Source organism: Bacillus sp. DU-106 (assembly GCF_004799705.1).
Taxonomy (GTDB): Bacteria; Bacillota; Bacilli; order Bacillales; family Bacillaceae_G; genus Bacillus_A; species Bacillus_A cereus.
In genome coordinates, this window is the sequence record NZ_CP026607.1 from 380,950 (window position 1) to 392,769 (window position 11,820).

Below are 11,820 nucleotides of genomic sequence, written 5' to 3' on the forward strand. Positions count from 1 at the left end.
TACTAACTTATAAACATTGTGTACGAGCTATCTTATTATATATTCAATTTATTTTTTGAGGAGGAGCTGCTCAACTAATTTATTAAAGGGGTTTTGTTTGTGGAGCAGTTTCCTAATTCGTTATCAATTACATTGCTTGGTAGTGCTGGTGGAGCAGCAAAAGCGGTTTTAGCAATTTTAAATCAAGCGATAGCAAATGAAAAAGATCCAATTTATGAAGTATTAAAGAATGCCAAATTTCATTTGGTGGATATAAAACAAAAAGATAGGACTTATTATGATGAGTTGTTTTCGAATCTGAAAGGTCAATTATATTTATATGAAATAAACCTTCAAAATGTAGTGGAATTTAAACAACATTTAAAAGAAAAAAGAACGAGTGTTGTGATTGATGTTTCAGGGGCAGATACAATTAGAGTATTAAGCTGCTGTAATGAACTAGGAATTTGTTATATTAACTCAGCCTTGGAAAATGAGGCAGTAGATCAGGACGATAGCTTAATTGGCTTTCAGCTTACGGAAAGATATACAAGGTTTGAGAAGGAGAAAGAGAAATTTACAAATACAAAAGCGATTATAGGTTCAGGTATGAATCCAGGTGTTGTTCAATGGATGGTTGTTGAGCTTATGAAGGAACGACCAAATGAAAGGCCAAGAGCATGTTATATTGTAGAACATGACACGTCATTTTTGAATGATACAGCACTTATAAAGCCACATACACTTTATGCTTCATGGGCAGTAGAGCGATTTTTAGATGAAGCAATCTGGAGTTATCCGATGTATATGAGCCATCATCGTCCTCTTTACTTTTATGAAGATGTATATGCTTCAGAGTATAAAGTGAAGTTAGGAGAAAAAGAATTCTATGGTTGTTTAATGCCACATGAGGAAGTATTAATTTTAGGGAAAAACTTTAATATGGAAGTTGGTTTTCTTTACCGAATTAATGAGTATACAACAAATATAATTAGACAGAACTTAGATCAAGTAGAAGATTTATGGAACTGGAATCGTAAAGTGTTTAATCCAGCGGAAGAAGAGGTTGCTGGAGAGGACTTGGTCGGTGTGTTACTCGTTTATGAAAATAGTGAGACATATATGTATAATGTGATGAATAGTAGCCAAGTTTTTCGTAAATATAAAACGAATGCAACGTATTTTCAGGTAGGGTGCGGGATTTATGCGGGCTTGTCCAGTTTACTTTTAGATCAATTTGAACAAGGTGCTTATTACGTTGAGGAGTTGTTATTAAATACAGAAAGTAAGTACGGTGAGTATTTAAATTTATATATGAAGGATTTTGTAATAGGGCATAATAATTTTACGGATGGATTGTTACATGACAGGGTAAGATGGATGTAAGTTGTTACCAAAAGGAAGGAGAGATCTCCTTCCTTTCAGTATTATAAGGTTAAATATTGCCCTGAAAGCAATTTCATACTTATACTTTAAGGAGATAACAATGAAAGTTTTTTGTATCGATCAAGGGGAGTTTTTATATGAATAAATACAAGAGCTTGATTTATGAAGAAAGAAGAGCCTTAAAGGTATTTATATTATTATTTTATATTATATTCTTTTTATATGACGCTATATATTATTTTGTATATCCTGCTATGAATATTAGTGGAACAGCGGTAGGTTGGCCAGAAGGTAGTCTTGGGATAGGTGTGCCTATATTTGTAATAGCATTATTTCCTATTTCTATATATCTTCAAAAAAGAGGGTATGTATATTCTGTAAAATATTTATTTTTATTTGGGTACATGTTTATCAATCTTGTGAATAATTTAATGATTTATTTGCGAACGGATAGACCTTTTGAACATGGCAGTATGGTAGAAATGTTATTAATTTTATTTGCCCCAGTTTTCGTGAATAGAAAATACTTTTATTTAGTGTCCTTTAGTGTAATTGGAAAGTACGTATTTTTCACATTGCTATTACAAGATTTAAAAGTGATAATTCCACTTGTTTTATGTGTATTTTATTTCATTATTTCACATTCTTTATTAAAACGATTTCAATCTTATGTAAGAACAGTGGTTGAAATGATGAACAATATGAAAGAGACGGAAAATTTAGCTGTGATTGGGACTATGTCTACAACAATTGCTCATGAAATTCGAAACCCGTTAACAGCGTTAAAAGGGTTTACGCAAATGCAAAAAGAAAGAAATCCAACTGATACGATGAGCTACGACATTATGCTACAAGAAATTGAAAGAGTCAATGGATTTGTTAGTGAATTGATGTTGTTAGGAAAACCAAAGCCAACAAATTATGAAAGGTGTAATATACGAGACATCCTTCTATATGTTGTGCATCTAATGGAAAGTTATGCAACGCAATATAGAGTTAAATGTCATTTACAAGTAGATGGGAATTTACCGGCTATAAACGGTGATGATAAGCAATTAAAACAAGTGTTATTAAATATCATTAAAAATGGAATAGAATCAATGCCAGAGGGTGGAGAAATTCATATCCGTGCATATCAAAAAACGCAAGGACATTTGTGTATTTCTGTTGAAGACCAAGGATTTGGTATAGAGAATGAGAAGTTAGAAAAAATTGGCAAGGCGTTTTACACAACAAAGGAGACTGGTACAGGACTTGGATTAATGATTACATATAAAATTATTAAGGAACATCAAGGGAGTATCACGATCCAAAGTAGTGTAGGAGTAGGAACGAAAGTAGAAATTTTTTTGCCGACCTTTTAATGTATTGGGAGAAAAGATTTTTCAGAAAAGTGTTCTTGTTGTGTAAATATAAACATTTTATAAAATGTTTCAAGAAGGGTTTTTTTTATAAAATACTTCGTTTATAATGGAGGAAAATATCGACATGAGATTGATTGCTCATGTAGCGGTTCAGTAGTGTTATGAAAAGATAAGAAGGGGTGCACACGCATCCTTTTTTCTATGCAGATATTATGAAAGAGGTGGTATGATGGAATTAACATTAAATTCGACTGTATGTTTACACACGATTCAATTTCGAAAAGAGCAAAAGAATTATATTGTAAAAGATACAATTACAGGAGAAAAATATGAAATGCCGCCACTTTGGATTGATGCATTGGCAATGATGCGTGACGGTTTTTTATTGGGGGAAATTGAGGAGAAATTAAAAGAAGAGTATCCATCCGAAGAAGTGAATATGTTAGCATTCACGAGGCAACTGTTAGAACTAGAACTTGTTGAAATGGTAGATGGAGAAGAGATAGCTTGCACAAAGAAGAAAGAGATAGATTGTTTAGCTTGGGTGCGTCCTCGTGTGGAACAATTCTTTCTTAATTTAAATAGAAAATATAGAAGCAAAGACCAGTAGTGGCCTTTGCTTTTTTTATAGGCTATGTTTAAAAAATAACAGCAAATGCTCTTGCGAAAGCACCGTCACTATTTTTAATTTTTAAAGGTGCTGCTGAGAAAAAGAAACGTTTTTCTTCGATAGCATCTAGATTTGTTAAGTTTTCAATTAAGTAAATATCATTCCCTAGTAATATGTGATGAATCGGTGATGTTTCTGTTGTGACTTCATCAGGAGAAATGAAATCTAAACCGATAGATTTTACTTTTAATCGCACTAGTTCTTTAGCTAATTCTTCAGAAAGATAAAATGCTTCCTTCTCATAAGCTTCTGTATTCCATTTTGTGGATAGATTAGAATGAAAAATAACAATATCACCTTCTTTTATGTCAGTATTATGCAATACTGTCTTAGGTAATTTTCGCTCTTGAATATGTGTTACATCTATAAGAACAGCTTCACCTACAAATTGATCCAGCGGTAATTGATCGATGGTCGTTGCGCCTGAAATAAAATGCGCAGGAGCATCACAATGCGTGCCAACATGAACGACAGAATGAAAATCTGTAACTTGATATCCTGATTCTTCAACACTTGTAACAGCTTCTAGTTGTATTTTAGGTGTTCCAGGAAATTGAGACATATTATTTTCAAATGTTTGTGATAAATCAATTACTTTCATTTTACATACCTCCAATATATGTTTTTCAAATAATAAAAAGCTCATCCTTCAGTATCAAGAAAGATGAGCTTTACATGCTAGTTGAGTTTTATCTTCCAAAATGCATTGCATTTTGCAGGAATTAGCACCTATTCAGTTTGTATAAACTGAGGTTGCTGGGCTTCAAAGGGCCGGTCCCTCTGCCTCTCTTGATAAAGAAGTATTCAGTTTTTAAAATCGGAATTTTCCGATAGTTAAATTGTAATTCATTTCCTTTTTGCGTGCAATACAAAATAGGTATTCACCCAAATAAAGCTGCTCGCATATTGTAGCTTATGTAAATAGAATGCTGCGAAGGAGTGAGTGCAGTGACAGGAAATGTATTAAATTATTATGCTGGTGGTAATACAGCTAGGGGATTTCACAATTTATACGAAGAGAATTTAAAAGGATTAGACAGATTATTTATCTTAAAGGGTGGCCCAGGAACGGGAAAATCTTCTTTAATAAAGGCAATAGGTCGTGAATGGATTGAAAAAGGATATGATATTGAATTTTTACATTGTTCTTCTGATAATAAATCGGTTGATGGTGTAATTATCCCAAAATTAAAAGTAGGAATTGTTGATGGGACATCGCCGCATGTTATTGAGCCAAAAATGCCAGGAGTTGTTGAAGAGTATATAAATTTAGGAATTGCTTGGGACTCAGATAAACTAAGAAAGCAGAAGTTAGAAATTGTAAGATTTGTTTCAGAAGCAAGCAAAGCTTTTCAGTCTGCTTACGCACGTTTTAAAGAGGCATTGGTTATACATGATGAGTGGGAGAAGATATATATTGATAATATAGATTTTAATAAAGCAAATGAACTAACCAATCAGCTAATCCAGAAATTATTTGCAGATAAAAGCGGGAGACAATCGCTTGTAAAACATCGTTTTTTAGGAGCTGCTACACCGAAAGGAGCAGTTGATTTTGTTCCTAATTTAACAGAAGGGTTACCACATCGTTATTTTATAAAAGGGCGCCCAGGCTCTGGAAAATCAACGATGCTCAAAAAGTTAGCTAAGGCAGCTGAAGAAAAAGGGTTTGAAGTTGAAGTATATCATTGTGGATTTGACCCGAATAGTCTTGATATGGTTATCGTAAGAGAATTAGGATTTGCAATTTTTGATAGCACCGCACCACATGAATATTTTCCAAGTCGCGAGGGTGATGAAATTATTGATATGTATGCCCTTATTGTTACGCCAGGGACGGATGAGAAATATGCGAAGGAAATTCGTGATGTCTCCATTCAATATAAAGCAAAAATGAATGAGGCGATGTCTTTCTTAGCGAAAGCAAAATCGGTTCGTGATAAATTAGAACGAATTTATATTGCTGCTATGGATTTTTCAATAGTAGATGCATATAAAGAGGAGATTCAAAAAGAGTTTGAACGAATTGCTGCTACTGTAATTGAAAAGCAACAATAGACGTTTCATTAGGCTGTCAGTAATTTCTGACAGTTTTTTTAGTATGTAGTAAAATTAATAGTGTATTGTCGAATTTCCAAGGAAATAATCAAAAAATGGAGATGTTATGAAATGAGAGAGAAAATCGAGTTGGAGTTAGAAAGAATTGAAAAAGAGAATGATGTAAAAATTTTATTTGCGGTGGAATCAGGGAGTCGTGCTTGGGGGTTTCCATCGAAAGATAGCGATTATGATGTTAGGTTCGTTTATATACATCCGGTAGAATGGTATTTATCAATTCATGACAAACGAGATGTAATTGAATATCCAATTAGTGATGATTTAGATATAAGTGGTTGGGATATTAAAAAGGCGTTGCAACTATTCGCGAAGTCGAATCCTGCTTTACTTGAGTGGATTCGATCACCAATTTTTTATTCGAAAAACTCTAATTTTCCAGAACTACTTCAACAGATGAGTGAGAAGAATTTTGATCCAAAAGCAACGATATATCATTATTTACATATGGCTTCGAAAAATTATCGTGAATTTTTGCAAGGTGAGAATGTAAAGCTGAAAAAGTACTTTTATGTATTACGTCCCATTTTAGCTTGTAAGTGGCTAGAAGAGAAAACGACTTTACCTCCTGTAGAATTTGATCGATTAATTACAGAATTATCATTAGAACGTAGCGTATTAGATGAAATTGAAAAGTTGTTAATAAAGAAAAAAGCAGGTACTGAATTAGATGTTGGATTGAAAATTAAGGTGCTAAATCAATTTTTAGAAGAACAAATTCATTACTATCAGCAATATGTAAAAGGAATTGAAAAGGGATCAGGAATCGATATTGAGAGTTTAAATACATTGTTTCGAGATATGTTGTTTGAAGCATATGAAAAAGAGCACAAGTAAGTTTGTGCTCTTTTTATTTTGTAGGAATGAAGAAAACAGATATAGCTGCGATAAGACCTGCAAAGGAGAATAAGTAAAAATTCCATGCTAAGTCATATTGCATTGTCATAATAATACCGACGAGAATTGGGCCAGCAATTGCACCAACTCGGCCAAGCCCCAGTCCCCAGCCTAAGGAGGTAGCTCGGATATGTGATGGGAAGTATTGTGTTACATATGCATTTAATATTTGAGTAATACCGACTGATCCAATACCAGCAAGGCCAATTAAAAGATAAATGATTGTAACAGATGGTTTGATTGTTAATAGTCCGATACATATGGCTGCCATAAGATAAGAGATGCTAATAACAATTTTTGCTCCTATACGATCAGCAAGTGCTCCAGCGAATAATGCGCCGATAGCTGCGGTAATATTTAGCATAAGTAGAAATGACAGACTAGACCCAAGAGGATATCCTGCCTGGCGCATCATCTGTGGTAACCAAGTGTTTAAACCATATATTAAAAACATTCCCATTATATAAGTGATCCAAAAAAGTAGCGTTGCTTTTATGTATTCTTTTGAGAATAAAGTAAAAAATCCATTTTTCTTTCGTATAGTAGATGGAGCTTGATGAGTTTTATCTTTTACATGAAATTCAATTTGAAAACGATTAAGAATTTGGTTCACTTCTTCTTGGCGATTACGTGATAATAAAAATTGAATGGACTCGGGTAAATAGCGAATAATGAAAGGAATGAGGAGTAGTGGAATCATTCCGATACCAAACATAATTCTCCATCCGAAATCTTCTAACATAAGCATGGACAAAATAGCACCTAACACGATACCTAAAGGATAGCCAGTAAACATAAGAGCATAAATAAAAGATTGCCTTTTTTTTGGTGAATATTCAACAGTAAGTGCTGAAGCTGTTGGGATAACACCGCCTAATCCGATTCCTCCTATAAATCGAGATAATCCAAATAACTCAGGAGAAGGAGCGATAGCCGCTAAACCCATTGTGATAGAAAAAAGTGCTAAACAGCATATAAGCGTCCATTTACGCCCAATTAGATCTGTAATCGTTCCAACTAGAATAGCTCCAATAAACATCCCCAATAAAGCATAGCTTGCAATTGTACCAGCATGCGCTGGTGATAGCGCCCAGCTTTTGTCTTCTAGGAGCTTTGGTAGAACGGCACCGTAAATACCTAAATCATATCCATCAGCTAAAATGGCTAGCCAACAAATAAAAACAACAAGTTTTGTAATAGAGCTTGGAAAGATAGTTTCTGTAGATTCTAGATGAGGTGGAGCTGAAGGTTGCATAATATTCACCCCTTTTAATTTGTAGATGAATATATTATTTTATTTAATGTTAATATTTTCCTCCTTGTGTCGAATTTTATCTGAAAAGGGTTTATAACAAATAAAGAAGTTCAACAGTAATTTTGTTGAACTTCTTTATTTGTTTACTCATTATCAACTCGTTTTAACGGTTGATCTGCTGGGCCTTCAAGAACGTCTCCCTCAATTGAAAAACGAGAACCATGGCAAGGGCAATCCCAAGTACAATCACCATTATTCCATTCAACTTCACAGCCGAGATGTGTACAAGTTGTATCGACGATATGTAATTTTCCTTCTTTGTCCTTATAAGCACCTGCTCGTTTACCGTTAACATGTACGACAGATCCTTCACCAACTTCGAGATCTTCTGGCTTACGTAATGCGGTTTCAATCTTTCCTGCAATTAAATGTTTCGCAACATCAATGTTTTGGGAGAGGAATGTTTTTATATCTGGATTTGCATGGAAGCGTGATGGTGCATACAGTTCTTTATAGGGACTGTGGACTTTTAGGATGGAGTCCTTCAGTAGGTGAGCAGCAGCAGTTCCAGTTGTCATTCCCCATTTGCGATATCCAGTTGCAACAAATATATTTGGATTTCTTTCGTTAATATGTCCGATATAAGGAAGCTTATCTAGAGTAATTAAATCTTGTGCTGACCATCTATAAGGAACTTCATCTATTCCAAAAGTGGCTTCAGCAAAAGAATAGAGTGCTTCATAATGAAGCATCGTATTTATTCCCTGACCTGTTTTATGACTCTCTCCGCCAATCAAAATTAATTTTTCTCCATTGTTTGTTATATAGCGTAAGGAGCGCTTTGGATCATCAATACTTAAATACATGCCACCTGGATACTCCGTTTTTGCTTTTATTGCAAGAGCGTAGGAGCGTTCTGCGTACATTCGCGTAAAGAAAAAGCTATTCGCATCATAAAAAGGAAAATGTGAACAAGAGACGACATATTCACAAGTGATATGATGGCCCTCTTTTGTAATTATTTGTGAATAATCGCCCTTTTCCACATCCATAGCTGTTGTTTGTTCGTAGACCTTTCCGCCCATCTCCACAAACTTTTCTAAAAGTGTTTTTAAATAAAGAAGGGGATGGAATTGTGCTTGATTTTTCATTACAAGCGCAGATTGTACTGGAATAGGAATCGATAGAGATTGAACATAGTCACAAGGTATATTTAATTTTTGATAAGCTTCATATTCTTTCGATAAATTTCTTAATCCGTTATCAGTAGTTGTATATAAATATGAATCTTCATTTGAGAAATTACAGTCGATTTTATATGTTTGAACAGTTTTATTTATGAATTGTAGAGCCTGATTATTTGATTCATAGTAAAGCCGGGCCTTTTCTACACCGAAATGATTTATTAATTCATCATAAATAAGATCATGTTGTGCTGTTACTTTCGCTGTTGTATGCCCAGTCGTTCCATTTAAAATACGACCAGAATCAATTAAAACAACATCGATGCCTTCTTTTGCAAGTAAATAGGCAGTAGTAATACCTGTAATACCAGCACCGATAATAGCAACTTTCGTCTTTATATTTTCGGATAAACGAGGGAAAGTAGGAAACTGAGTAGATTCAATCCAATAAGATAGCGGCAGTTGTGGAAATGTATCACTTGTCATTGTGGAAACCTCCTGATTTTAGAACAATTTTCCTTTTAATATTTCCATATTATATGAAATTCATGTGTGTTGTTTTAGAAGTAGTCTATTTTTATTAAAAGAGGTTATAAATTATTTTGATATAATTAATTAGGTGGGGCATTATGATGTAGTAGGATTTATATAAAACTAAATTCAAGTGATTCTGTTTGTTGATTACATAGGGAGTTATTGAATGAGATAGAGTCTATGGCGTTTAAGAAAATGTCTATATATAGTGGGTAAATCCTTATGGAATCTATACATTTTCTTTAGTGAAATAAAGTATGATTATAAAAATATAACCACCTTTTATTACTAGGTCATAAAAGGTGTTGACAATATAGAAATTCTATTGTTATGATTCATCATGTGGAAAGGTTGATAGAGAGTAAAAAGAGAAATGTTTTTCATTGATAATAAAAGCGAAAAATAAGTGACGATAGAGTGAGTATATTTTCCTTATAGTAGATGCTTTTTGGATCATCTAGTAAAATCAATCTGGAAGCAAGAATTGATATATGTAAGTTGCGCAAGGCGCGGCATAAGAAAGGAGCAAAAGGATGAAGGAGCTTCATACGTTTGGGTGGTATGCAGCACGTGTATCACCACATTTGCCGAAAAAAGCATTTAAACCAGTGCCTACTCGTTTATTTGGTGGACTGGCTTATTTGCTTGTGGCATTGGCGGGATTAATATCGATTGGTGTATTTGAATTGAATGTGTGGGCGAATCTAGGAATTGCGATTGTTCTTGGATTATGTTTTGCTTCACTAGGATTTTTAGGGCATGAAATTTTACATGGAACTGTTGTAAGAAAGGCATGGCTTCGTGACTTCTTAGGCGCGATTGCATTTATGCCATTATCAACAGGGCCAAAGCTTTGGAGAAAGTGGCATAATGCAACGCATCATGTTCATACACAGCATGAAGAGAATGATCCAGATGCATGGCCGACACTTGAGAAACTTAAGAAGAGTAAGTTTTTGAGTTGGGTATATCGTATGCCTTTACATGTACGTTCATTCTTTAGTTTTCTGTCACTAACAATTCAATTTACATTGCATTCGACTCGAATGTTCTTTCATTTTATAAAAGAGTTCAAGTCATCCAATCAAAAATCTGTATGGCTTCAACTTCTTTTGCCTTGGACAGTTTGGATTAGTTTATTGTTTATTATGGGACCTGGAAAATGGTTATTTGCATATGTCATTCCGTTGTTAATTGCTAACTTTATTGTAATGGCATATATCGCAACAAATCACCGCTTAAATCCAATTGTTCCAGTAAATGATCCGTTAGCAAACTGTTTGTCAGTAACAGTGCCGCGCTGGGTAGACGTTTTACATTTCAATTTCTCATATCATACAGAACATCATCTGTTTCCCGCTATGAGTTCTAAATACTATCCGTTAGTAAAAGAGAAGATTAAAGAAATGTGGCCGGAACGCTATCATGAGATGCCGATGACAAAAGCTTTGGCAGCGCTATGGAATACACCACGTGTGTATTATCAAGGAAGTGAATTAGTGGATCCGCATAGAGAGCATTTCTATGGTTCTTTAGGAAATGGACTAGATCCTCATAATATTTCATATCGTGAGGAACATATAGAAGAAGAAAAGAGTATTAAAAAAGTAAATCAGTAAAAATTAATATATTTTTGCAATGAAAAAGCAAGCCATCTCAGGCTTGCTTTTTCTTATAAAGAAACTTCCTTTTTGTTCCTTTTATGGACTTGGACGGAGTTAGTTTCTTTTCGTTGTAGTCGTTTTTCTAAAAGATTAACAAAATAAGTAAATAGAAGAACAAGTATGAGATAGTATGCACCAACGATTATGTAAGTATCTAATTGTTGGAAATTACCTGCTGCAATTGATAAACCTGAACCCCATAATTCGGACATTCCTACATAAGCAACAAGTGAAGAATCTTTTAATCCGATAATAAATTGGTTTCCTAGAGGAGGAAGAGACAGACGAAATGCTTGTGGTAATATAATTCGTCGCATAGCTAAAGGATAAGGCATGCCTAAAGAGCGAGCTGCTTCTAATTGTCCCCGGTCAACGGATTGAATAGATCCACGGAAAATTTCCGTAATATATGCTCCGTTATGAATTGCTAAAGCGATTGCACCTGCCCAAAAAGGGGTGAAAACAACAACGGATGTAATCCCAAAATAGAGAATGGCAATTTGAACAATTAAAGGTGTACCACGAATAATAGCAATGTAGACATGAGCGATACTATTTAAAACTTTATTGTTAGAGATTCGAAAGAAAGCGAATAATAATCCAATTAATGAACCGAGTACTAGGGAAGTTAATGTTAATTGTAATGTGACAATAGTAGCCTTTAAGAGTGTGGGATAGGAAGAGATAAAAATTTCAAACATGCGTTTCACCTCATATTGTATAGATTTTAGTAGAGAATGAAATGCCCCACATAAAATGAACATTTAATCAG

At 34.2% G+C, this 11,820-nt stretch carries 10 protein-coding genes and 1 riboswitch; of the genes, 6 read left to right on the forward strand and 4 right to left on the reverse strand.

The genetic code is table 11. The features are described 5' to 3' along the window. The first annotated feature begins 99 nt into the window (after window positions 1-99). The 3 genes from C3Y97_RS02085 (at window position 100) to C3Y97_RS02095 (ending at window position 3,339) form a co-directional block, all read left to right on the forward strand. Window positions 100-1,365, forward strand: coding sequence for a hypothetical protein (locus C3Y97_RS02085; RefSeq protein ID WP_000434719.1), 1,266 nt, complete (start codon window positions 100-102; stop codon window positions 1,363-1,365). A gap of 137 nt (window positions 1,366-1,502) precedes the next feature. Beyond that, window positions 1,503-2,729: an ATP-binding protein gene (locus tag C3Y97_RS02090; RefSeq protein WP_001046103.1), complete on the forward strand. Its 1,227-nt coding sequence runs from the start codon at window positions 1,503-1,505 to the stop codon at window positions 2,727-2,729. 229 nt (window positions 2,730-2,958) lie between these two features. Then, window positions 2,959-3,339, forward strand: coding sequence for a hypothetical protein (locus tag C3Y97_RS02095; RefSeq protein ID WP_000424116.1), 381 nt, complete (start codon window positions 2,959-2,961; stop codon window positions 3,337-3,339). 28 nt (window positions 3,340-3,367) lie between these two features. Here the strand turns inward: C3Y97_RS02095 and C3Y97_RS02100 are convergent, their stop codons facing one another. After that, entirely contained in the window at window positions 3,368-4,000 is a 633-nt protein-coding gene (locus C3Y97_RS02100; protein WP_000862981.1) for a cyclase family protein, read from the reverse strand. 85 nt (window positions 4,001-4,085) lie between these two features. Next, a riboswitch (SAM riboswitch) is annotated at window positions 4,086-4,198 on the reverse strand. 149 nt (window positions 4,199-4,347) lie between these two features. On the opposite strand from C3Y97_RS02100, the gene C3Y97_RS02105 reads away from it, so the two are divergent. Together C3Y97_RS02105 and C3Y97_RS02110 are read left to right on the forward strand one after the other, a co-directional pair. Further along, complete coding sequence (locus C3Y97_RS02105; RefSeq protein ID WP_136362984.1) at window positions 4,348-5,457, forward strand: PRK06851 family protein; 1,110 nt, start codon at window positions 4,348-4,350, stop codon at window positions 5,455-5,457. 111 nt (window positions 5,458-5,568) lie between these two features. Beyond that, window positions 5,569-6,351, forward strand: coding sequence for a nucleotidyltransferase domain-containing protein (locus C3Y97_RS02110; protein ID WP_001208237.1), 783 nt, complete (start codon window positions 5,569-5,571; stop codon window positions 6,349-6,351). Window positions 6,352-6,364: 13 nt separating this feature from the next. On the opposite strand, the gene C3Y97_RS02115 is transcribed toward C3Y97_RS02110, so the two are convergent. Further along, window positions 6,365-7,666: an MFS transporter gene (locus C3Y97_RS02115; RefSeq protein WP_136362986.1), complete on the reverse strand. Its 1,302-nt coding sequence runs from the start codon at window positions 7,664-7,666 to the stop codon at window positions 6,365-6,367. Window positions 7,667-7,809: 143 nt separating this feature from the next. Next, window positions 7,810-9,336, reverse strand: coding sequence for an FAD-dependent oxidoreductase (locus C3Y97_RS02120; RefSeq protein WP_000199986.1), 1,527 nt, complete (start codon window positions 9,334-9,336; stop codon window positions 7,810-7,812). Between the two features lie 581 nt (window positions 9,337-9,917). On the opposite strand from C3Y97_RS02120, the gene desB reads away from it, so the two are divergent. After that, the gene (gene desB, locus C3Y97_RS02125; protein WP_000661226.1) at window positions 9,918-11,003 is read left to right on the forward strand and encodes a Delta(10) desaturase DesB; all 1,086 of its coding nucleotides are present in this window, start codon (window positions 9,918-9,920) and stop codon (window positions 11,001-11,003) included. A 53-nt stretch (window positions 11,004-11,056) separates the two neighbouring features. Here desB and C3Y97_RS02130 read toward each other — a convergent pair whose 3' ends face one another. Beyond that, window positions 11,057-11,812 (reverse strand): amino acid ABC transporter permease, encoded by a 756-nt coding sequence (locus C3Y97_RS02130; protein WP_002025246.1) that lies wholly within the window; start codon window positions 11,810-11,812, stop codon window positions 11,057-11,059. Window positions 11,813-11,820: the final 8 nt, after the last annotated feature.

What these genes read in the sequence shown, in the direction of transcription:
- C3Y97_RS02095 (WP_000424116.1), top strand. Translation starts at nt 2,959, where the DNA reads ATGGAATTAACATTAAATTCGACTGTATGTTTACACACGATTCAATTT.
- C3Y97_RS02130 (WP_002025246.1), bottom strand. Translation starts at nt 11,812, where the DNA reads ATGTTCATTTTATGTGGGGCATTTCATTCTCTACTAAAATCTATACAA.
- C3Y97_RS02115 (WP_136362986.1), bottom strand. Translation starts at nt 7,666, where the DNA reads ATGCAACCTTCAGCTCCACCTCATCTAGAATCTACAGAAACTATCTTT.
- C3Y97_RS02100 (WP_000862981.1), bottom strand. Translation starts at nt 4,000, where the DNA reads ATGAAAGTAATTGATTTATCACAAACATTTGAAAATAATATGTCTCAA.
- C3Y97_RS02090 (WP_001046103.1), top strand. Translation starts at nt 1,503, where the DNA reads ATGAATAAATACAAGAGCTTGATTTATGAAGAAAGAAGAGCCTTAAAG.
- C3Y97_RS02110 (WP_001208237.1), top strand. Translation starts at nt 5,569, where the DNA reads ATGAGAGAGAAAATCGAGTTGGAGTTAGAAAGAATTGAAAAAGAGAAT.
- C3Y97_RS02120 (WP_000199986.1), bottom strand. Translation starts at nt 9,336, where the DNA reads ATGACAAGTGATACATTTCCACAACTGCCGCTATCTTATTGGATTGAA.
- desB (WP_000661226.1), top strand. Translation starts at nt 9,918, where the DNA reads ATGAAGGAGCTTCATACGTTTGGGTGGTATGCAGCACGTGTATCACCA.